This window comes from Flavobacterium chryseum (assembly GCF_004362015.1).
GTDB lineage: Bacteria > Bacteroidota > Bacteroidia > Flavobacteriales > Flavobacteriaceae > Flavobacterium.
In genome coordinates this window covers 336,497-360,044 of record NZ_SNWW01000002.1, presented here as the reverse complement: position 1 = coordinate 360,044, position 23,548 = coordinate 336,497, and the positions used below count along the sequence as shown (strand labels likewise).

At 35.8% G+C, this 23,548-nt stretch carries 20 protein-coding genes; 9 read left to right on the top strand and 11 right to left on the bottom strand.

Annotated features, from left to right (window positions below):
- Positions 1-99 precede the first annotated feature (99 nt).
- From EV143_RS05265 to EV143_RS05230, 8 genes are all read right to left on the bottom strand, one after another.
- Entirely contained in the window at positions 100-753 is a 654-nt protein-coding gene (locus EV143_RS05265; protein ID WP_133506921.1) for a protoglobin domain-containing protein, read from the bottom strand.
- Between the two features lie 37 nt (positions 754-790).
- Positions 791-1,024 carry a thioredoxin family protein gene (locus EV143_RS05260; RefSeq protein WP_133506920.1) on the bottom strand — a complete coding sequence of 78 codons (234 nt, stop codon included), beginning with the start codon at positions 1,022-1,024 and terminating at the stop codon, positions 791-793.
- A gap of 259 nt (positions 1,025-1,283) precedes the next feature.
- Positions 1,284-1,850, bottom strand: coding sequence for a cysteine hydrolase family protein (locus tag EV143_RS05255; protein WP_133506919.1), 567 nt, complete (start codon positions 1,848-1,850; stop codon positions 1,284-1,286).
- A 199-nt stretch (positions 1,851-2,049) separates the two neighbouring features.
- Entirely contained in the window at positions 2,050-2,994 is a 945-nt protein-coding gene (locus EV143_RS05250) for a GlxA family transcriptional regulator (protein WP_133506918.1), read from the bottom strand.
- A 13-nt stretch (positions 2,995-3,007) separates the two neighbouring features.
- Positions 3,008-3,895 carry a dienelactone hydrolase family protein gene (locus EV143_RS05245; protein WP_133506917.1) on the bottom strand — a complete coding sequence of 296 codons (888 nt, stop codon included), beginning with the start codon at positions 3,893-3,895 and terminating at the stop codon, positions 3,008-3,010.
- A 132-nt stretch (positions 3,896-4,027) separates the two neighbouring features.
- On the bottom strand, positions 4,028-4,321 hold the full coding sequence (locus tag EV143_RS05240; RefSeq protein ID WP_133506916.1) for a DUF3861 domain-containing protein: 294 nt from the start codon (positions 4,319-4,321) through the stop codon (positions 4,028-4,030).
- A gap of 13 nt (positions 4,322-4,334) precedes the next feature.
- Entirely contained in the window at positions 4,335-5,066 is a 732-nt protein-coding gene (locus tag EV143_RS05235; protein WP_133506915.1) for a LytR/AlgR family response regulator transcription factor, read from the bottom strand.
- Positions 5,066-6,121: a sensor histidine kinase gene (locus EV143_RS05230; protein ID WP_243739796.1), complete on the bottom strand. Its 1,056-nt coding sequence runs from the start codon at positions 6,119-6,121 to the stop codon at positions 5,066-5,068. The genes EV143_RS05235 and EV143_RS05230 overlap by 1 nt, the downstream gene beginning before the upstream one ends.
- A gap of 262 nt (positions 6,122-6,383) precedes the next feature.
- On the opposite strand from EV143_RS05230, the gene EV143_RS05225 reads away from it, so the two are divergent.
- From EV143_RS05225 to EV143_RS05205, 5 genes are all read left to right on the top strand, one after another.
- A complete protein-coding gene (locus tag EV143_RS05225) occupies positions 6,384-7,538 on the top strand; it encodes an efflux RND transporter periplasmic adaptor subunit (RefSeq protein ID WP_133506914.1) in 1,155 nt (384 codons plus the stop codon).
- Between the two features lie 6 nt (positions 7,539-7,544).
- Positions 7,545-10,709 carry an efflux RND transporter permease subunit gene (locus tag EV143_RS05220; protein WP_133506913.1) on the top strand — a complete coding sequence of 1,055 codons (3,165 nt, stop codon included), beginning with the start codon at positions 7,545-7,547 and terminating at the stop codon, positions 10,707-10,709.
- A gap of 22 nt (positions 10,710-10,731) precedes the next feature.
- Positions 10,732-12,135, top strand: coding sequence for an efflux transporter outer membrane subunit (locus tag EV143_RS05215; protein ID WP_133506912.1), 1,404 nt, complete (start codon positions 10,732-10,734; stop codon positions 12,133-12,135).
- Between the two features lie 166 nt (positions 12,136-12,301).
- A complete protein-coding gene (locus tag EV143_RS05210; RefSeq protein ID WP_133506911.1) occupies positions 12,302-12,778 on the top strand; it encodes a hypothetical protein in 477 nt (158 codons plus the stop codon).
- A gap of 149 nt (positions 12,779-12,927) precedes the next feature.
- Entirely contained in the window at positions 12,928-14,529 is a 1,602-nt protein-coding gene (locus EV143_RS05205; RefSeq protein WP_133506910.1) for a Na+/H+ antiporter, read from the top strand.
- A 262-nt stretch (positions 14,530-14,791) separates the two neighbouring features.
- Here the strand turns inward: EV143_RS05205 and EV143_RS05200 are convergent, their stop codons facing one another.
- The 3 genes from EV143_RS05200 to EV143_RS05190 form a co-directional block, all read right to left on the bottom strand.
- Positions 14,792-15,814 carry an LLM class flavin-dependent oxidoreductase gene (locus EV143_RS05200; RefSeq protein ID WP_133507167.1) on the bottom strand — a complete coding sequence of 341 codons (1,023 nt, stop codon included), beginning with the start codon at positions 15,812-15,814 and terminating at the stop codon, positions 14,792-14,794.
- Positions 15,815-15,846: 32 nt separating this feature from the next.
- Entirely contained in the window at positions 15,847-16,635 is a 789-nt protein-coding gene (locus EV143_RS05195; RefSeq protein ID WP_133506909.1) for a hypothetical protein, read from the bottom strand.
- 120 nt (positions 16,636-16,755) lie between these two features.
- Complete coding sequence (locus EV143_RS05190) at positions 16,756-19,680, bottom strand: PQQ-dependent sugar dehydrogenase (protein WP_133506908.1); 2,925 nt, start codon at positions 19,678-19,680, stop codon at positions 16,756-16,758.
- A 210-nt stretch (positions 19,681-19,890) separates the two neighbouring features.
- Between EV143_RS05190 and EV143_RS05185 the strand changes: the two genes are divergently transcribed.
- The 4 genes from EV143_RS05185 (at position 19,891) to EV143_RS05170 (ending at position 23,349) form a co-directional block, all read left to right on the top strand.
- Positions 19,891-20,994 carry a fatty acid desaturase family protein gene (locus EV143_RS05185; RefSeq protein WP_133506907.1) on the top strand — a complete coding sequence of 368 codons (1,104 nt, stop codon included), beginning with the start codon at positions 19,891-19,893 and terminating at the stop codon, positions 20,992-20,994.
- A gap of 83 nt (positions 20,995-21,077) precedes the next feature.
- Positions 21,078-21,575, top strand: coding sequence for a GNAT family N-acetyltransferase (locus tag EV143_RS05180; RefSeq protein ID WP_133506906.1), 498 nt, complete (start codon positions 21,078-21,080; stop codon positions 21,573-21,575).
- Entirely contained in the window at positions 21,572-22,057 is a 486-nt protein-coding gene (locus EV143_RS05175) for a MarR family winged helix-turn-helix transcriptional regulator (protein WP_133506905.1), read from the top strand. Before EV143_RS05180 ends, EV143_RS05175 begins: the two co-directional genes overlap by 4 nt.
- Positions 22,058-22,377: 320 nt before the next feature.
- A complete protein-coding gene (locus tag EV143_RS05170; RefSeq protein WP_133506904.1) occupies positions 22,378-23,349 on the top strand; it encodes a hydrogen peroxide-inducible genes activator in 972 nt (323 codons plus the stop codon).
- The last annotated feature ends 199 nt before the right edge of the window (positions 23,350-23,548 follow it).

Here is a 23,548-nt window from a genome sequence, read left to right as displayed (position 1 = left end):
TGTTGGAATTGTAATTTACTGATAGACCAAAATTACAATAATAGATTAAAAAATAATTAAAAAAATAGCCGGACTTATATTTAAGTACGGCTCTTTTTTTTAGAATTCTCCTTTTTTCATATAAGGCTGACCCCAAAGTATACTTTGAATTAAAACACTTTTTACCCAGGCATTATACATTTTATCGACATCGGCAGTACTTGCTCCGGTTTTTGCCAAAAATGGTTTTAGCGTGGTTGTAACCGGAATGGTTAGAGCAGGAATGTAACGATAGTTAATAATTGGCACAGAACTAACTTTGTCTGTTTTGTTTTTCTTGGTGGTGTAATGTCTCAAACCAATTTCGTATTGATAGTTAAGCCAATCCTGATCGTACTTAGCTTCAGCCGTTTGAAGAATCCACATTTTAAAACGTGCCCTTACTTTTGCTAAATATTCTCCGTCTGGTTTTCCGGTTTTTGTGTTGCCAAAAAAATAAACCAATTGTGGTGTTGAGGCCACAAAACCGTACCAAACGTCTAGAATTGCATCGGTTTGACCTTCAAGAATATCGTGGCTCATTCGTAAATACTTTACATCTTCTTCTGAAAAAAGTAAAGATTGTTCCAAAAGTTTTAATTCTTCAAGTGTAAACGGCGATTTTGCCACTTCTTTAGTTCCGTAAGTATAACCGTGTGGCGCTTTTGTTTCCTGTGCTGTAGCCTGCAGAGTGATGATAAGCAATGTTGCTATCAATATATATTTTGATCTCATTTGATTTGATTGGTTTAGCATTTATACTAATTGATGATTATCCTCTAACGTCGGCAAGTGTTGCTCCGAAGTTAATATGAAGGACATTTCCTTGTGAAGTAACTAAAGCCGGTACTGATTTTACGCCGGCATTTTCAGCCTCTGCAAGACGGCTTTTGTCTTCTCCAAAATGCACTACTTCTACATTTGATGCTCCAATTAAACTAATGATTTCCTGTTCTGCAGTTACACAAACCGGGCAGCCTGCATGATAAAAAATTGCTTTTTTCATTTTTTAAGTTTTATATTATGACTTTATCGTCATGACAAACTTAGGTAGGTATCCTAACTAAAAAATGATCCAGTTTTTTGATTTATAATCCTAAACTGGTTTATTTTAAATTAAAAATTGAGAATTAAAAATTAAAAATTTGGAATCATATAATTTTTAAAATCAGAATTTTTTCAAAAAGGACTATGCGGCTTATATTTAATGAAACGCCTTTTCAGCGATATGCAAATTCTATGTTTCTATGTGTTTTAAAAAAAAACTATACTAATTCAAGCAGTTTTTCTGTAGTGATTACTTCCGTAAATTCGTTATGCAAACTGGCTAAACTGGTTTGATGCATTAATTTTGAATCAAATTTTTCTCCATTAATGCCAATTCTGTCAAATGTAGCGGTGGCATCAGCTATTAATAAATTTTCGTAACCGTAATTTCCGGCCATTCTGGTTGTGGTAGAAACGCAGTGATTGGTAGTTAAACCCACAATAACAAGATGTGTGATTCCTTGTGTGTCAAGTCTTTCTTTTAAATCGGTTCCGATAAAAGCGCTGTTTACATTTTTTACAATAACAGGTTCGCCATCAATTGGTTTTACTTCCTCTTTGATTTCAAAACCTGGATTTGATGCGTTTAATTTTGAATTTGGATGAATGGAACTGTGTACAATATGAAAAACAGGCAATTGAAGCGCTCTCCATTTTTCCAGAATTTGAGCCATTTTGGTTTCAGCATCTTTATTATTTCGGTTTCCGCCCCAAAAAGCTTCTTCGTTAAAACCTTTTTGAACATCAATTATAATTAAAGCCGGATTTTTTTCTCTTAGTTTCATTTGTATATCTTTTTGATTATTAGATTACAAATGTACTTTGGTACTTATTGCTGAAAAAGGACAAACGATAGTCGTTTTAAGACAACCGACTGTCGCGTACAATTATTTTTAACACATAGAAACATAGATTTGAATACACTAAAAAGGCGTTTCACTTGTTTTTAATGCACATAGCTAATAGCTAGGTGACCATATTAAATTAATTTTTAACGAGTAAATAATTATGCTGATCGAGCACAACTCTTAATTGTTTCGAAGTTTTATAGCCGCATAAATGGGCAATATGTTCTATTTTGTAATCTGAATTAGCGAGCAGGCTTTTGGCTTTTTCAATTCTTAATTTGGTTCGGTATTCGGCAATTGTAATTCCGGTTTCTTTTTTAAAAATACGGGTTAGATTTCTTGGACTTATGAATACCAAATCGGCTAAAAAATCAATGTTTGAAGTCTTTTCTAAATTGTAAATAATCCAATCCTGAATGGTATGAATTTTTTCGTCACGGTGATTTCGGTTTTGCAAATAAACGCTTTCCTGTTCATCCGTTCCGTTTCGTCTTTTATAAACCACAAGTTCTTTGGCAATCGTCGTTGCAGCATCTTTGCCGTGCCTTTCTTCTATAATAAACAAAGCCAGATCAATTCCCGTTACAATTCCGGCGCTGGTGTAGATGTTTTCAGATTTGGTAAATAAAATGTTCTTTTGAGGTTTTAAAAGCGGAAAATCTTTTTTTAGTTTTTCAAGAAGTTTCCAATGTGTCGTACATTCTTTATGATCTAAAAGTCCTGATTTCGCCAGCAGAAATGCGCCTGTACAAACGCTGCAAATGGTTGTTAGATTTTTGTTTGCATTCTGCAGCCATTCAAAAAATAAAGGATCTTCTGTAAGTTTTGCTAATTGATGCGTACTGAATCCGGAAACAAAAATAATATCATTTTTTTGTGGATTTGTTTCAGAAAAATGAATCAAAGAAGAAAGCTCTAATCCCGAATTAGAATTCATGGAAGATTGACTGCTCACGAACTTTAAATCATAACTAAAATTCAGATTATTGGCTTCCTGAAACACTTCTACAACACCGCTTAAATCAAGTAATGAAACATGTTTGGGAATGTAAAAATAAACCGTTGCTATTGATTTTGTCATTTTAAAGAAAATTCTATTTTAGTTTTTCCTTAAAAAAGTGAATAGTTCTCGTCCACGATAAAGTTGCGGCGGCTTCATCGTATCTTGGTGTTGTATTATTATGAAAACCGTGATTTACGTTTGGATAAAAATAAGCGGTATTTTCGACTTTATTTTTATTGAGTACTTCCTGAAACGCTGGCCAGCCTTCGTTTACGCGGGTGTCTAATCCTGCATAATGCAACAATAGCGGTGTTTTTATTTGTTCTGCTTCTTCTTTGGTAGGTTGCCCGCCATAATACGGAACAGCCGCACGCAAAGTTGGAATTTTAACCGCCATCATATTCGAAATCCATCCACCAAAACAAAAGCCAACCACGCCAATGTAACCGTTACAATCCGGATGTGATTTGAGATATTCATAAGCAGCAATAAAATCTTCAAGCATTTCTTCTTTGGTACGTTTTTTTTGCAATTCACGTCCGGCATCGTCATTACCGGGATAACCGCCTAATGGCGATAATGCGTCTGGCGCAAGCGTAATGAAACCTTCTATAGCAGCTCGTCTTCCCACATCTTCGATATAAGGATTAAGGCCTCGGTTTTCGTGTACGACAATTATTCCGGGTAGTTTCTTTTTAGTTTCAGAAGGCTGGGAGAGAAGACCTTTAATGCTTCCGCCGCCTTTTGGAGAATCATAATTAATATAACCCGTTTTTAATCTTGAATCTGTGGGCGGAATTAAAATACTGTCGACATAATTGGGTGTCATAAAACTTAAAAGCGAAGGCAGCGTAACGGCTCCTACAGCAAATATGGACAGCTTTTCGACAAATTGTCTTCTGTTGATTTTATTATGAGCGTAATCATTATATAAATCAAATACTTCCTGACTGATATCTTCTTTGGTTAGTTTGGCCATGATTTAAATTTTAAAACTAATTTAAGGAATAAAGTGGAATTTTTTCGCCGCGAGTTACACTAATTTCCACGAATAAAATCTGAAGATCAATTTAGAAAAAAATTAGTGAATTAGTGTAATTCGTGGCAAACCTTACAAACTCTTAAGTTTCTTCATAAAAACAGGAAACACGTCATTCAATTCTTCAAACAAAGGATTTTTGCGGTGTTTTAGTTTGATTTCGCTGAACAATTTTAAACCAAGTGCAAATTGTGTGGCTTCAGATTCATTGTCGAATATATTTTTATCTTTTATTTTTTCAATTATTTCAAATATTTCGTCGTGATTATCGAATTCAATTCCCAGTTCTTTTGCTGGTTTTGTTTCTCCATTTGCATATTGCTTTAAGCTCAATGTTAAATGATATTTGTTCGATCTTTTTTCCATGGTATTTAATTTTTTATTTGATCCATTTTTCTACAATAGCTTTAAAAGTCTCCTTGTATTGTTCGCCAACTGTTATTTCTTCTTTATCAATAAAAATGGAGTTTTTGCTGATGGCACTAATTTTATCCAGAGAAACAATGTAAGAACGATGCACTCTCATAAATTTTGATGAAGGCAATTTTTCTTCCAATGCTTTTAAAGATATGAGCGAAAGCACGGCTTTTTGAGTATCGTCGAGATGTACTTTTACATAATCTTTTAAACTTTCGATATAAGAAATATCTTTAAGAGAAATTCTAACCCATTGATACTCGACTTTCAGGAAAATAAATTCATCGTCTGCCGTAACAGTCTGAAAATGATTAGAAGTATCTTCTGTTATTTTCAAAACTTTATTGGCAGCGCGCAAAAACTCTTCATAACTAAAAGGTTTTAAAAGATAATCGACTGCATTTACGCGGTACCCTTCAATTGCATAATGATTGTAAGCGGTAGTAAAAACGATTTTAGGCAACGGTCCCGGCTGTTCCTGCAAAAGTCTCGCCAATTCCATTCCCGTTAAATTAGGCATATTAATGTCCAGAAAAACAAGATCCGGCTGTTTTTCGCGAATTAAGGTCAAAGCTTCAACCGCATTATCGCAACTGGCTGTTAATTCTAAAAAAGGCGTTTGCTCAATAAAAGTCTGTACCAATTTTAAAGCTAAAGGTTCATCATCGACCGCTATACATTTTAATATTGTCATTATTCTAAAGTTATTTGCAGTTTTACATTATACATTCCGTTTTTAGCTATTCCGGCTACTAACGAATGTTTCTGTGGATAAATTAAATGCAGTCTGCGTTTTGTATTTGTTAACCCAATGCCGCCTTCGTCAGATGTCGAAGACTTTTCGAAATAGGTATTTTCTACTTTAAATTCAAGAATGCTGCCATTCTGCCTAAGCGAGATATGAATTTCACTTTTATCAGTGGCATGAACACCGTGTTTAAAAGCATTTTCTACTAAAGGTAGTAATAACATCGGAACAATTGGGTAATCGTGAATCTTTTCCGGAATGTCGGTCGTAATCGTTAATTTACTATTGGCACGAAGTTTCATCAAAGCGATAAAATCCCGCATAAACTCCGCTTCTTTCAGCAATGTTGTAGTTTCTTCGGTGCTGTAAAGCAGGTATCGCATCATTCGGCTCAAAGTGTGCAGTGCATTTCTAGAGTCTTCAATATCAGTATAAGTGAGCGAATAAATACTATTTAAGGAATTGAAGAAAAAATGCGGATTAATCTGCGCTTTCAGCATCGCTAATTCGGCCATTGTTTTGTCCTGTTCCAGTTTTTGTTTGTGCTGTGCCGCTTTTTGCCAATGCTGTAACATCGCCCAACTGGTACTGATTCCTAAAACCAGTAAAGTAAGCATTAGAACATAATTGTCGAAATAAGGATTTCTATATTTTTTGAAGCCTAAAACGAGACTCACTTTAGTATGAAGATCTGTTTGCGAAGTAAAAAAATAAGCAATAAACTGCATCACAACAACAGCAATAAATGCCCATAATAAATAGGGAGAAGTATGGTCTTTAATAATGGTTTTTGGAACTACGATTTTGGCATTAGAATAAAAAATGATAATTAATAAAAACAATACGATCATTTGCCAAAGCCAGAAAACCGAAGGAAGTATAACATTCCATGTTATAGGAATGTAAAACAACATAATAAATCCCAATAATAACCAGCCAAGAATGTGTATTCCGGCAAATAAATAAGGTCTGGAAATGTTTTTGGAAATGTTTGTAGACATTAGAATTGACGTTTTTTTACAATATTACATTTTATTTGAATGCAATTTTGAACCAATCGCTCAATAGAGAATTACAGTCTTTAAAAACCATTTTAGAACCGACGAGTTTTAAAATTAAACACTTGTTTAGTTTTTTGAAAAAACCATCGGCTCTAAGGTTATCTCTATCGATTGTGTCTGGCTTTTCGTCTATTTCAAAAATTTTGTGTACCTTAATTTCTTTATTTTGATAACGTAAATATAGAAATCACACCTTTATACAATGAATAAGCAATCTTTTTTAAGCATTTTAGCAGCAGCAATTATCATCGCCTCGTGTGGTAATAAAGACGACAAAGCGGCTCAGGCCGGAGGTCCACCTCAAATTAAGGAGTATAAAACACTGACATTACAGCCAGAATCAGCCACTTTATATACTGATTATCCGGCAAGTATTCAGGGACAGCAAAATATAGAAATTCGCCCGCGTGTTGAAGGCTATATCGAGAAAATTTACGTAGACGAAGGTGCAGTTGTAAAAGCCGGACAGCCTTTATTTAAAATCAATGCTCCTGAATATGAGCAGCAAGTGCGCACGGCATCTGCCAGTATAAAAAGTGCGCAGGCAGCAGTAAGTACGGCAAAATTGGCGGTAAATAAAGTAAAACCGCTGGTTGAAAAAGAAATCATCAGTAAATACGAGTTAGAATCGGCGCAATATAATTATGAGTCGGCTATGGCAACATTGGCACAGGCAAATGCAGCTTTGGTCAATGCAAGAGTCAATCTTGGTTATACAACCGTTACCAGTCCGGTAAATGGTGTTGTAGGTTCAATCCCGTTTCGTTTAGGAAGTTTAGTAAGCTCTAATAATGCTGAGGCTTTAACAACAGTTTCAAGTATTGGTAACGTTTATGCGTATTTTGCCATGAACGAAAAAGCACTTTTAAACTTTACTCAAAGCGCAGGTTCTCTGGCTCAAAAAATCAAAGATTTTCCGCAAGTTTCCTTATTACTTTCAGATGGCTCAACGTATGAAGAAAAAGGTCGTATTGAAACCGTAAACGGATTAATTAATACAGAAACCGGTACAGTAAACATCAGAGCTCGTTTTCCCAACCCAAGAGGTGTTATAAGAAGCGGAAGCAGCACAACAGTAAGAATTCCAAAAGAAGTAAAAGAAGGATTGATTATTCCGCAAAGTGCAACATTTGAGCTTCAGGATAAAATGTTCGCGGTTACTGTTGGAAAAGACGGAAAAACGAAAAACACAAACATAACGATTTTAGACAGCAAAGCCGGAAATTATTATGTTGTAACAAGCGGTTTGCAAGCCGGAGACCAAATTGTTTTAGAGGGAGTTGCAACGCTTAAAGACGGAACGCAAATTAAGCCTCAAAATCAAAATGCCGAAACTGTATACGCCGATTTAAAATAAAAAAAAATGTTTAAAATATTCATACAAAGACCTGTACTCTCGACCGTAATATCTGTTATTATTGTTATTCTGGGTGTTTTAGGGTTAATAGCACTTCCTATTTCTCAATATCCGGATATTGCGCCCCCAACGGTAAACGTTTCGGCAAGTTATACCGGTGCTAATGCCGATGTGGTATTAAAAAGTATTGTAATTCCGCTTGAAGAGCAAATTAATGGTGTGGAGAACATGACGTACATGACTTCTTCAGCAACCAATGACGGAAATGCTTCTATAAAAATTTACTTCAAAGTAGGAACCAATCCTGATTTAGCAGCGGTAAATGTGCAAAACAGGGTTTCAAGAGCAACCAGTTTATTACCGGTTGAAGTTACTCAGGCCGGGGTTACCGTAACCAAAAGCCAGAGTAGTAACTTATTGATTTTCTCTTTATACAGTGATGATAAAGCGTACGATCAGACTTTCCTTCAAAATTATGCGAAGATTAACCTTGTTCCACAAATTCAGCGTGTGGTTGGAGTAGGAGATGTAACGGTTTTTGGAGCAAAAGATTACTCGATGAGAATCTGGCTGAAACCGGATATCATGCAACAATACCAACTGATTCCGAGTGATATTTCGGCTGCTTTGGCAGAACAAAATATCGAAGCTGCACCAGGTAAATTTGGTGAGAACGGTGATCAGGCCTTTCAATATGTAATTAAATACAAAGGACGTTTAACAAGCGCTCAGGAATTTGGCGATATTATTATAAAATCTGTTGGTAACGGACAAATGCTGCGCCTTAAAGATGTTGCAAAAGTTGAACTAGGATCATTAAGTTATTCTGCAACAATTAAAACAAACGGTGTAGAATCTGCCGCTATGGCGATTAGCCAGACTCCGGGTTCTAATGCGCGTGACGTAATCAACAATTCTAAAAAACTGATTGAAGAAGCCGCAAAAAATTTCCCAAAAGGAGTAAAATATACACTTCTTGTTGACGTTAACGAAAATTTGGATGCTTCTATCGAAAAAGTAATTCATACTTTGATCGAAGCTTTTATATTGGTTTTTATCGTAGTATTTATTTTCCTTCAGGATTTCAGATCAACATTAATTCCGGCGATTGCGGTTCCGGTGGCGATTGTAGGAACATTTTTCTTTCTGAATTTATTCGGGTTTACGATCAACTTATTAACGCTTTTCGCAATGGTTCTGGCCATTGGTATTGTCGTCGATGATGCCATTGTCGTCGTCGAGGCGGTGCACGCCAAACTTGACAGCGGTTATAAATCATCTAAGAAAGCCACAATCGATGCGATGAATGAAATTTCCGGAGCGATTATTTCGATTACGCTTGTAATGGCGGCGGTATTTATTCCCGTAACATTTATTACAGGTTCAACAGGAGTTTTCTACAAACAATTTGGTATCACACTTGCCGTTGCGATTATTCTTTCGGCAGTAAATGCATTAACATTAAGTCCGGCTTTGTGTGCTTTACTTTTAAAACCACATGAAGACGATCATAAACATAAAAGTTACTTACAAAGATTTTATACGTCGTTTAACGTTGCATTTGATAATGTAACGCAGAAATACAAACGTTCCGTAAGTTTTCTTTCAGTTAAAAAATGGATTGTACTTGCGGCTATTCTTGTTTCAGGAGCAGCATTGTTTTATATGATGAAAACTACGCCATCGGCTTTCGTTCCTGCGGAAGATCAGGGAACTGTTTTTGCCAACATTAGTTTACCGCCATCGGCTTCTATGGAGCGTTCTGATAAAATCGCGAAGAAAGTAGACAGTATTGCCAAAACGATTCCCGGTGTTAAAAATACGCTTCGTATTGTGGGGCAAAACTTTACTGCAGGAGCGGGAAGTGCCTACAGTATGGTAATTGTAAAACTGGAAACGTGGGACAAACGTGACTTAAGTGTAAATGATGTAATTGGTCAGCTTTTTGCCAAAACAAGCGGCATTCGCGAAGCTAATATATTCTTTATTTCTCCGCCAACCATTCAGGGATTTGGACAAAGTGGTGGATTCGAATTCCAATTACAGGATAAAGGAGGTCACACGACAGCAGAATTCTTTAAAGTGAATACAGACTTTTTAGAAAAATTATCTAAACGTCCTGAAATACAATATGCAACTACGCCTTTTAATCCAGGTTTCCCTCAATATATGATGGACATTAATCTGGCAAAAGCGAAAGATGCTGGTGTTTCTATCAATTCGATTTTGTCAACGATGCAAGGGTATTACGGAGGATTGTATGCTTCGAATTTTAATAAATTCGGAAAACAATACCGTGTTATGATCCAGGCTTCTCCTGAATTTAGAGCCAATACAGAAGGGCTGAACAAAATTTTCGTCAGAAACAGTTCAGGAAATATGGCACCAATTACCGAGTTTGTAAAAATGACAAGGGTTTTTGGTCCGGAATCTATTTCAAGATTTAACCTTTTTACCTCTATTGCCATTACAGGAGCGCCAAACCCGGGATTTAGTTCCGGAGATGCTATTAAAGCAATTCAAGAAGTTGCGGCAGAAAATCTTCCGGCAGGATATGGATATGAATTTTCAGGTTTAACGCGTGAAGAATTAGCATCAGGAAGTGAAACTATTTTCATCTTCATTTTGTGTTTAGTTTTCGTTTATTTCTTGTTGAGTGCGCAATACGAAAGTTATATTTTGCCTTTTGCTGTATTATTTTCGATTCCGTTTGGATTGGCAGGGGCGTATTTATTCTCGATTATATTCAAATTGAACAGTAGTATTTATTTGCAGATTACCTTAATCATGCTGATTGGATTGCTGGCCAAGAATGGTATTTTGATTGTTGAATTTGCTTTGGAAAGACGCCGTAAAGGAATGGCAATTGTAGAAGCTGCAATTGCGGGAGCCGTAGCGCGTTTACGACCAATTTTAATGACATCTTTCGCTTTTATTTTAGGACTTGTTCCTTTAATGCTTGCTTCCGGAGCGGGTGCTGTGGGTAACAAATCGATTGGTACAGGTGCCGTTGGCGGAATGTTAATCGGAACCATTTTAGGAGTATTTGTTATTCCGGTATTGTTTATCATTTTCCAGACTTTACAGGAAAGAATCAGCGGTCCGGCAAAAGATGGTTATGATGAAGATGACGACGAGGAAATACAACTATTAGAAGCTCATAAAGAGTAATAATTTAATTAAGAAAACAAAGATGACTCATAGTTCAAATAAATATATTTTAATGGTAATTGCAGCCACTCTTTTGAGTGCCTGCGTTACCAAAAAATACGAAAGTCCCAAGACAGTTTCTACGGAAAAATTATTCCGGGATCAGGCTGCCGCGGATTCTACAACTATTGCAGATATGCCATGGCAAAGTGTTTTTAAAGATGCGAAACTGAACGCTTTAATTCAAAAAGGCCTGGATCAGAACCTGAATCTTAAAAATGCTATCGAAAATATTGTTCAGGCACGTGCCACATTGCGTCAAAGCAAATTAGCGTATTATCCAACCTTGAATGTTGATGCCAATGTAACGCGTACGAAGCAATCAGAAGCAGGATTAAACTTTCCGGCAGGAATTAATATCAATACCTTAACAACAACTTATAAACTGGGTTTAAGTACTTCGTGGGAAGCGGATATCTGGGGAAAATTAAGCAGTTCTAAAAGATCAGCTTTTGCTTCCTATCTTGCTACAGATGCAGCGAGACAAGCCATTCAAACGCAATTGATTTCGGATATTGCCAACAATTATTTCTTGTTGTTAGCTTACGATAAACAGCTTGAAATAACAAAAGAAACATTAGAAAGTCGTATTAAAAATGTGGAAACAATTAAATCTTTGAAAGAAGGAGCAATTGTTACCGGAGCGGCAGTAGTACAAAGTGAAGCCAATCGTTATGCAGCCGAAGTTTTGATTCCGGATTTAAAACAAAGCATTCGCGAAACCGAAAATGCTTTGAATATTCTCATGGGACAAGCTCCCGGCGAAATAGACAGAGGCGTTTTGGGCGATCAGCAGATTCCTGAAAATATTGCGATAGGTTTACCTTCTCAATTGCTTCAAAATCGTCCTGATGTTCGTCAGGCAGAATTGAATTTCAGAGTGGCTTTTGAATCTACAAACCTGGCAAGAACTTATTTTTATCCAAGTTTAACACTTACAGCAAGCGGTGGATTTTCGAATTTGCAGCTAACAGACTTTTTTACAAATTCTGTTTTTTATTCCATCATTGGAGGTTTGACACAGCCACTTTTTAATCACGGTATTAATAAAGCCAGATTAACAACGGCACAATCACAACAAATCCAGGCGTTAAATAATTTTCAACAAAGTCTTTTGGTTGCCGGACAAGAAGTTTCAAACTCATTGTATGCTTATCAAATGGCAGTAGAAAAACAAGATTCGAGAGCAAAACAAATTGAATCATTGACAAAAGCGGTTGATTTCACACAACAGCTTTTAGAATACAGTTCTGCTACGAATTATACAGATGTATTGACCTCTCAACAAAATCTTTTAGCTGCACAATTGAGCGGCGTAAACGATAATTTGCAAAAATTACAAGCTTTAGTTGATTTATATCGCGCTTTAGGCGGCGGTTGGAAGTAGAAGTTAGGAAAATTTCATGAGAACGTTGTAGGAATATCAATAGTTTATCGGTTAAAAGGTGCTATTTGTCGATTAGTTTGCAGTTTAGGTATAATGAATGCGATAAACTTAAAAATTGGCACTACTTTCGATATGTTACAATCAAGTAATATTAAACAATAAGAAAATGAAAAAATTAGCACTAGCTTTAATGCTCCTGTTGGGTGTATTATCTCACGCTCAGGTATCGGTAAATGTAAATATTGGTACACCGCCAAGTTGGGGACCGGCTGGATATGATGATAGCAGATATTATTATTTGCCGGATATTGATACTTATTATGATGTAAACACAAGCCAGTATATTTATATAAATAATGGTCAATGGGCACGTGCAAGCAGATTGCCTTCAAGATACAGAGGATATGATCTTTATGGTGGTTACAAAGTAGTTTTAAACGATTACAGAGGAGATGCTCCTTACACTTACCACAAAACACACATTACTAAGTATCCAAAAGGATATAAAGGTAAACCTCAGAAAAACAGAGGAAGCAAGCCTGAAAAACAATATAAACAGGATAACAAGCATTACAACGGGAATGGAAAAGACAATGGTCATAAAGGAAACTCTAAAGATCATAAAGATAAAGGTCATCACTAATTAAGTAGAACTGACTTTAAAACGCCTCAAATTTTTGAGGCGTTTTTTTTTTGTTTACAGATTAATAATTTAAAATATAATTGGCATAAAATATTATATTAGTACAAGAACAAATAAAAGGATTGTCCTAAGTATATAGAATCAATTAAATGGAAAATATTACCGTAATTATTATGTTGTTGTTCGGGGTTGCATTCCTGAGTCTTTTAAGTAAAAGATATAATTTTCCTATTCCAATTGTGCTTGTTCTTTGTGGCGTAATCATCAGTATAGTTCCCGGACTTCCTGTAATTGCCTTAAATCCCGAAGTAGTTTTTATTATCTTTTTGCCACCGCTTTTATATCACGCCGCCTGGTATACCAGTTGGTCTGATTTTAAACAAGCCGTACGTCCGATAACACTTGCTGCTGTTGGTTTGGTTCTTTTTACAACCGTTGCTGTAGCAGTTGCCGCGCATTGGCTTATCGAAGACATTTCATGGCCATTAGCATTTTTGCTTGGTGCTATTGTTTCTCCTCCCGATGCGGTTTCGGCGACAGCCATAACAAAAGGACTAGGTTTACACCCGAGGCTTATTGCTATTCTAGAAGGCGAAAGTTTACTAAACGACGCAAGCGGACTTGTAGCTTATAAATATGCACTTACCGCTATTACTGCCGGAAATTTTGTGCTTTGGCAAGCTGGGTTGAATTTCTTCATCATGTCGACATTAGGTATTGCGATTGGTTTGGTCGTTGGTTTTGCGATGAGTATTATTCATAAAAAGTTTGTTTGCGACGATGTTATCGAAGCAACGCTAACCTTGTTGACACCTTTTGCTTCTTATTTAATTGCAGAGCATTTTGAATGTTCCGGTGTTTTGGCTGTGGTAACAACAGGTTTATTCCTTTCCGCAAGATCAGGTACTATTTTTACACATGAAAGCAGGATAATGACCAATACAATCTGGAGTGTTCTTACGAATATTCTAAACGGTTTAATATTTATTTTAATCGGACTTCAGTTGCGTTCTATTATTTCAGGAATTGCACATTACTCCGGAATGTCTTTATTTATTTGGGGCGGAACAGTAAGTTTAGTTGTTATTGTAGTTCGGTTTTTATGGGTTGTTCCGGCAACGCTGCTTCCGAGATACATTAGTAAAAAAATACGTTTAAAAGAAGAATTTGATTATCGAAATATGATCGTTTTCGGATGGGCCGGAATGCGTGGTGTTGTTTCTATGGCCGCCGCATTAGCACTACCATTAACGATAAATAACGATGAAGAATTTCCGTTAAGAAATCTTATTATTTATCTGGTTTTCTGTGTGATACTTTCTACTTTGGTTATTCAGGGATTAACACTTCCGTGGGTAATTAAAAAACTAAAATTGCAGCCGTATTCAATATTGGCTGAAGAATATGAAATTCGGAATGTTATTGTATCTGAAACGATTACGCATATCGAAGATAATTTTTCATTACTGAATGATGATTTGCTTCATAACATCAAAAGTAAATACGAAGTAAAATTTAACCGCTTGCAGAGAACCGAACTTCCGGCTAATTTTTTTGGAGGAGGAAAAGTAATGGGAGGGGAGATTTTTAATGATTTTACGAGACTGCAAATTGATTTGCTTAATGTAGAACGAGCTAAATTGGAAGTTATGCATAAAAAAGGTTCTGTTAACGAAGAAATTTTCAGAAAGATCGAAAAAGAACTCGATCTTGAAGAAACCCGTTTATGGATGGAAATGCATGAGGATTAAACTTGTTGGCGTAATTTTTAAACACATAGAAACATAGCTTTGCTGTATGTTCAAAAAAGACATTTCATTCTAAATAAAACTCATAGTATTATAATAAACCGAATAGTTTTTTGTGAAAAATACGGCAGCTTTGTCAAAGTTTGAAACTCTTACAAAGCTGCCGTTTATATGCTATGTGAAAAAATCTTGATTTCTAAGAAATCCTTGAATTTCAATCTATAAAATCTATGTTTCTATGTGTTTAAAAAAGATACCTTAAAAATTAACCTTTATGAACTAAAGGAATAACTTTTGTTCCGATAAATTCTATTGAACTCATTAATTGAGTATGTGTAAGTCCGGCGTTATCCATTTGAAATGTAAATCTTGAAATTCCACCCAAAGCTTCGCTGTGACGCAGAATTTTCTCAGCAACTTGTTCAGGACCTCCTAAAACCAAAACGCCTTGTTTATCAATAAGACCTTTAAACTTTTCTCTGGTTACAGGCGGCCAGCCACGCTCCAGACCTAATTTTGTCCAAAGTTCAGCATAACCCGGATAATATTCTTCGATTGCTTTTTCATTTGTTCCGGAAACATATCCCGGAGAATGTAAACCTACTTTAAGTTCGTTGGGTTGATATCCTGCAGCCTGACCAGCTTCGCGATACAAATCGATTAACGGTCGAAAACGATGCGTCTGACCTCCAATTACGGCCACCATCAAAGGCAAACCAAGCGATCCTGCTCTTACAAAAGATTCCGGAGTTCCGCCAACGCCTAACCAAATTGGTAATTTTTCCTGTAATGCTCTCGGATAAACCGGAAGATTATTAATCGCCGGACGAAATTTTCCTGACCAGTTTACAAATTCATTATCTCTAATTTGCAATAATAAGTCTAGTTTTTCTTTAAAAAGCGCATCATAATCATTCAGATTAAATCCGAAAAGGGGATAAGCTTCAATGGAAGATCCTCGGCCTACGACGATTTCTGCTCTTCCTTTCGAAACCAAATCTAAAGTAGCAAATTCCTGATAAACCCGTACCGGATCTGCGGCGCTTAAAACACTAACCGCGCTGGCTAATCGTATGTTTTTTGTTCTTGAAGCAGCGGCACTGAGTATTACTGCTGTAGCCGAATCTAAAAATTCTTTTTTATGGTGTTCTCCAATTCCAAAAACATGAAGCCCAACCTGATCGGCAAGTTCAATTCTTTGAAGCAATTGCTCCATCGCGTCAACACTGCTTAAGGAGTTGTTGTCGCCATACATTGCCGAAGCAAAACTGTCTATTCCTATTTCTATCATGTAGTAAAGATATTAAAAATCTCTTTTTGCTAGAGGTTAAGATTTTGGTTTTTGGGAGATCCTGTTAAATAAAGTACTACGCCCGGACCAGATTTCACTCTGTTGATTTCCCAAATATATGTGTCTGTTTGAGTTAACTCTTTTACAAGATTTTGCATTTCTTCAACAGAATAAGTTCTTATTGAAGATACAATTCCATCCCACAAAACAAAAAGAGGTACAATTGGAATAAAATAAGTAAAAATAATTCGTCCTATTTTAAAAGGTCGGATAAAAGGTGTAGTCAATAAAACGGTTAAAGGCGAAAAAATCATTGCTAAAATACTGGCAAAACTTCTTTCCTGTACTTCAAATATGGCAATTGCAGCGTTTGAATCCACAGCATTTTGAAGAATTTGTTTAGCATCTGTTAGTTTAAAATGATGAAAAGACAAGAATTGAGTTCGAATACCCTTTAAGTCTCCAGGGACATGTCTTGCATCGACACTTTGATTGTAAAATTCAAAATTAGCCGATTGTTTTTTGGTGTATTCAAAAGCTGAAATATTGGGATAATAATCGGTTAGGATAATTTTTAGATCCGGAATTTTCTTTTCAAGTTCTTTATTAATCCAAAGCATTCCGCCACCGCCACCAGATGCGAGATCAACGATTGTATTGGCATGGTTTTCTTTTAATAAATTTTCTAATAAGGGAATAACAGGTTTGTACATTCCGCTTTTATTAGACAAAAATTGCAAAAAATCAGTTCCGTAATTTCTCAAAAAATCAGGGAACCATTTTTGATCTTCAAACTCAAATAAATGTATTCTTCCCATAAAAATAGATTTTAAATTTATAGTATTTCAAATTTAATAAATCTGTAATTACAATAATAAAAAACGGGACAAAAGTATTGCTACCAGTCCCGTTTTCTAATCATTAAGGATAATAATTATTTATTTCTTCATAATAGAAATCGCTTTACTGCCTTCATTATTTTTAATGAAATAAATTCCCGAAGCTGCTTCAGAGATATTGATTAAACTTCCTTTTCCTTCTTTAATTTTAATGCCTGAAGGCGAATAAATCTTCCAGTCCATTTCTGTTGATAAATGAAATATTCCAGAAGATGGATTTGGATAAACTACAACTTTCTTAGCATTTTCGGTTGGAAAATCAACTCCAAGATTACAGCTATGAACCATATATTCAAATTCTTTTGTATGAGTTCCGGCGGTATTTGTAACTTTTAAAGAAACTGTTTTGGTGCCTTCGGTACCATAAAGTACACTATGTGGACCAATTCCTGTTGCTGTTGCGGGTGTAGCACCGTCGCCAAAACTCCAAACATACGTATCAATCGTTCCAACAGAACCGGACGCAAAAGTAGCAGGTGTATTAATGCATCCCATTTGCGGAGCGACTTCAAAATCTGCAACGGGTGTTATTGCATTTCCTGACAATGAAAATTCAATTTTATTTACATTGACATCTGCTTCGTCAAACCAAAGCGTAATAACATGTAAACCTTGCGTTAAAGGAATATTTGGGATTGTTGCCGTTTGCCAGTTCTGGAATCCACCAGTATTTGGAATATTAAATCTGCCGGAAACATTTACACCATCAACTTCAATGTGTAACGCTTTGTTTGCGTATGGCGTTGCAACTCTTAGTTTAATATCATAATTGCCCGTAGTATTTACTTTTGAAGTGTATTTAAGCCACTCGTTTTTAGCCACGTACGAAATATTAAAACCGCCTTCGTTACAAACTTCTGTTCCTACGCCATCTCCGGCTCTGTATTGCGTGTCTCCGCCGCCATTCGAATCAAAAACCGCACTTGGGCCAATATCATAATTTTCAGCTTCAATAATACCCGGAATTTGAGAAATTAGTCCCTGATAAGGCGCGCTAGGAAGTGTTGTTGCGGTATAAAAAGCCGTATAGGTTATTGTACCCGTAACAGGAGCCTGAAACGTTTGGTTGACAGCGCCGCCCTGGCTCCAATGATCAAAATCATATCTGACATTGCCGGCGTATTGCGGCGTTGGAGCATTTAATGTTTGCACTTTAGCGTTAGCCACCACTTGTTTGGTCGAAGGCGCAACGACAGGTTTTTGGTTGAACTCTAAATTTAGCAATGCAGGCGAACTTGTCACGGTAACATCAACCAAATTTGGTTTTATATCAACAAATTTTGTAGCGGTTAAACCATTGCTATCCGTTACTTTTACGGTAAATCTGTACCAGACATTTGGTGTTTTTTCACCTTGGTTTGATGCCACAAAAGTTCCCAGTTTCACGCCTTGCGGACTTGCTCCAGGATGTGAATGTCCGGCTCCCGGAACATCTTCGTGAAACAAATCGATGCTCCATGAAAAAGCACTGGCAGATAATACGCCATCTTCAATATCTGTTGCTGTAGCTTCAAAATTTACAACATCATCTGCTGTCCATTTTAAGGTTGGCAGTGGAAATTTCAAATCAACCGTTGGCGCATTACTAAACGGCGTTACGGTAAGTGTCGCTACATTACTTGTTGCGCTTCCTGCCGTATTGGTAACAATAACTTTGTATGCTCCCGCATTTGCCGCTGTTACATTCGGAATTGTATAAGTTGCCGCTGTAGCGCCATTGATATTTACGTTGTTAAATTGCCATTGATACGTTTGCCCAACACCGCTTGCTGTAACACTAAAAGTTACAGGATACGTTGCCATAATGGTTTGCGATTGCGGATGATTTACAATCGTTGGAGCAGCGGTTTCAATATAATCAAGTTTAATTAAAGCACCGTTGTTTCCGTAAGCACAATAATAAATATAACCGTCGTTTCCTAACATCATACCAAGTGTTTGTTGTTGAGGAGCTTCATAAAATTCAAAAGATTCCGGATCAGCAACATTCGGGTCAAAATATCTTATAGCATTTCTCACATAATCCTTGATAATAAATTTCCCTTGAAGGTTAGGATAACGAGGCGTTGTTGGGTTGTATAAAACACCATTTGTTAAAGCATTTCCAATACTTCCGGTTCTATAAGTAAATATTGGGTTCGTAAATAAATTCGTTTCCGTTTGTTTTCCGTCGCCTCCGTCTTGATGTCCCCAGCCATAGTTACGAATTGTTGGGTTACTTATTTCATTAATTTCTTCCCACGAAGTTCCAACATCCAAAACAAATAATTTATTGGCTGTGGTATTCGGAACCAGTCTCCACGGATTTCTAAATCCGTAAACCCAAATGCTTTGTCTTTGTACAGAACCGGTTCCATAAAATGGGTTTCCGGGTGCAGGCAATCCATTTTCGGTAAGACGCAATATTTTTCCTTTGTAAGTGTCTAAATCTTGTGCGTTTGTATCAAGTTGACTATCTCCAACAGTTACATATAAAAATCCATTAAAGAATTTTAAGTCACCTCCATTATGAAATCCGGCACCAATAGGTTCAAGCAGTAAAATTTCCTGCCTGCCTAAAACCTGATTGGCATTGTTAATTTGTACGCGCTCTATTCTGTGTCTGATCACAGTTCCGTCATCAATAGAATAAAACACATATACATAGCCGTTTGTAGCAAAATCAGGATGCAAGGTAAGTCCAAGTAATCCTTGTTCTTTATCTGTGATAGTTGGAACGGTAAAAACGGTTGAAACAGTATTGTTTTGAAATACTTTTACAATACCGGCTCTTTCGGCAATAAATATTCTTCCGTCAGAAGATTGTTCTAACGATAAACCTTCTTTAATAACTACAGTAGGAGCAAGGTTTTGCGTAATGTACTGGCAATTTGCCTGTGATGAAATCAGTAAAAAGAAAGCAAATAGTAGAAATTGCCTTAATTGTTTCCTCTGATTTAGTCTAAGATGTAGATTTTTTTTCATAAGTTATTTTTAGTAGATTGATAGGGGTTAATCAAATTTAACATTTTTTTTACTACTAAACCTAATTTTATTTTAGAAAATATTTGGTTATTATAAAATATATAAAAAGCTATAATACAATTGGTTAACTATTAAATAATTTATAAAAACTATTATTTATTTTGAGATTTTATTTAAATTTGACGTTGCAATTTCTAGCCAATATTCATTATGGAAAAATTGAAACGCCCGGTTTACCTCAAGCCCGGTACCGATGATTTTTTTAAAATGCTGCAACAAGAAGTGAAAGAAACCGTTTTAAAAAATTCATCATTGTATCAGATTAATATTTTAAAATCATTAGGACTGTTAGTGCTCTTTTTTCTGTTTTATTCCTGCGTATTGCTATTTGGAAATAATACGCCATTACTCTTTATTTTTTATATTTTATGCGGCATTACGATGATTGTGCTTTTTATAAATGCATTTCACGACGCCGCGCACGGAGCATTGTTTAAAAAGCCAAAACACAACGAATTGTTTACTTATTCATTAGAGCTTTTTGGAAGTAATCATTGGCTTTGGATACGCCGGCATATTGGTCTGCACCATGCCTTTACAAATATTCCCGATTGGGATGTTGACCTCAAACAAAGCGATATCGTCAGGATTTTTCCAACCAGTCCGTTATTCAATTATCACAAGTACCAACATATTTATATGTGGTTTATTTATCCGTTTTATAGCCTGAATTGGATTTATATTAGAGATTTTAAAGATTTTTTTGGGAAGAAAGACAATTATGTAAAAAAGGTAGTGGATAAAATTCCGAAGAAAGAAATCTATTTACTTTTTACTGCAAAAGCACTTAATCTTTTTTATTTATTATTTATTCCGATGATCTTGCTAAAGCAGCCTTGGTATTTTGTATTAGGCGCTTGGTTTGCGATGCATCTCTCTGCAAGCGTGGTGGGTGTAATTGCATTAGTATCGACTCATGTTGATGAAGATGCACATTTTCCGGTAACAGATGAAAACGGAAATTTATCAGCTACATGGGCGAGACATCAAATGATTGTTACTAAAGATTTTAGCACAGACAGTAAGCTTGCTAATTTTTTATACGGAGGTTTTACGCATCATGTTGCGCATCATCTTTTTCCCGGCGTTGGCCATACCTTTTATCCCTATATTACACCTATAATTAGGCGTTATGCCGAAGTATATAACCTTCCTTATACTTCTTATCCGTTTTATCATGCAGTGCGTTCACACTTTAGAATGCTGAAAAACAATGGTGTAAAAGAGAATATTTTAAAAACGGGAGAAATATAATGTATACATCTTTTTGTGTTTTGATAAAATAAATTTGTTTTTATGTAGCTAACTACGTAGTTTTGTTATATAAAAATAAAACTATGAAACCAGATATTATCCCGATCGAAAATCAACATGCAGATACAGTTATAGATCTAGTCTTAAACATTCAGCAAAAAGAATTTAATATTGCCATTACTTTACAAGACCAACCGGATTTATTAGACATAAAGAACTTTTATTATGCCAGTGGCGGCAGATTCTGGGGCGCATTTATAAACGAGGAATTGGTGGGAACGATTGCTTTAATCAAATTTGATGAGCACGCAGCAGCCATCAGAAAAATGTTTGTAAAAAAGGAATATCGCGGAAAAGAATTTTCTATTGCCCAAAAATTATTAGAGACTTTAATTCAATATTGTACAGAAAACGAAATTGATGATTTATATTTGGGAACAGTATCGATATTAGAAGCTGCTTTGCGTTTTTACGAAAGAAATCATTTTGTACGCATCGAAAAAGGATTGCTTCCCGAAGCATTTCCATTAATGAGCGCAGACAACGTTTTCTGCCATTTAAACCTAAAAGAACAAAAATGAATATAATTGATGAATCAGGAATTTTAGCCATTTCAACACGATTGCAGCGTTTGAGTGAGCAATTGCGTAAAGATGGCGCATTGCTTTACAAAGAATACGGAATTGACTTTGAACCGAAATGGTTTCCTGTAATTTATACTTTATATCATAAAGAAGTTTTGAGCGTTGTTGAAATTGCCAATGAAATTGGTTACACACATCCTTCGACTATCAGTTTATTAAAAGAGCTGGAAAAGCAAAAACTCATTCGTTCTAAAAAAGACAAAATCGATGAACGAAAACGACTTTTGCAGCTTACTCCAAAAGGGCAGGAGCTTATTTTAAAAATGAAACCCGTCTGGTCAGTCATGACAACGGTTCTAAGTGACATTGCAGATAATCAAAACAATTTACTTCAGGCTATTAATGAAGCCGAAAATAAAATAATCCATCAGAGTTTTTTGCAACGTGCTTTACAGTTGAAGAGTGAAGTGGAGAAGTAAGATTGTTAGACTTCTTAGATCTTTAGATCTTTTTATACTTTAATATAATTGATTACAAAAAATTAAATTTCAGAATCTTGTTTCGACGAAAGAGAGATTACATTCAGAAGGCAAGTAATGCAAATCCATAATATTCTCATAGTTAGACCCGACAGGTTTTTAAAACCTGTCGGGTCTGCGTTGCTTAGTGAATAAAGCTTTGCGAACTTTGCGTAACCCTTCGCGCAATTTGCGGTTAAATCTTTCGCGGTTAATTTTATCTCATAGTTTTATAATTAAAATTGATATTTACTTATCTTTATAAAATAAAATTATAATCGATGACCATTCAGCAATTAAAATATATAGTAGCCTTAGATGAAGAACGCCATTTTGCAAGAGCGGCAGAAGTTTGTATGGTTACACAGCCCGGACTTACCATTCAGTTAAAAAATCTGGAAGAAGAAATCGGAATCAAAATTTTTGATCGGAATAAAGTTCCCCTAACACCAACTTTACTGGGAACCGAGATTATAAACAAAGCCAAAAAAATCCTTCGGGAAGCCGATGAAATTCGGGATTTTGTTGTGAATGAAAAAAATCTGCTGGAAGGGGAGTTAAAGCTTGGGATTATTTCAACTTTATCGCCTTATCTCATTCCGTTGTTTATTAAAGCAATGAAAGAAGCGACTCCAAAAGTACATTTCATAATCAGAGAAGCCAATACAGGGCAATTGATGAAGGATTTAGAAACCGGCGCACTCGACGTTGTTATTATGGCAACACCAACCGGAAATCTAAATTTAATTGAACATCCTATTTTTAAAGAACCTTTTGTGGCTTATTTGAATGAATTTCATCCCATGGCCAATGAAGAATTCTATGAAATGCAGCCCGGCGATAAAACCGAATTGTTATTACTGCACCATGAATACTGTTATAATGCACAGCTTTTAGACATTTGTGGTTTAAAAACTTCAGACAAAATAAAAGAACAATTTACGTATGACATCAGTTCCATTGAAACGTTAAAAAACTTAGTCCGTGCCCATTTAGGATTTGCGATTATTCCGCAGCTTTCGATTATGAACGAAGCAAAATCAGCACTTTTTAAACCTTTTAAAGAACCAATTCCTGTTAGAGAAATAAGTCTGGTAGTTTCAGATTCATTTTCAAAGAAATTATTATTAGAGAAAATGAATGAAGCAATTTGGAATTGTCTACCGGAATCGCTTAAAAAAGATTTCGCGTACCGAAAAATACGCTGGAACGATTCTCCTTATTTTGTGAAAGCGGTTAGTAAGTTTATGTAAACTAAAATGAAATTACAATTGAAAAATTCCAAATTCCAAAGCTGTTGCGATTGGAATTTGGAATTTTTATTTTTTAAGATTGTTTTCTTTAGTCCAGATTCCTCGTTCCTCGGAATGACAAGAGTGTGATGAAGGTTGAGAAATAAAAAAGCCTGACCGTAAAGTCAGGCTTTTTTATGTGATGGAATTAATTTATAAT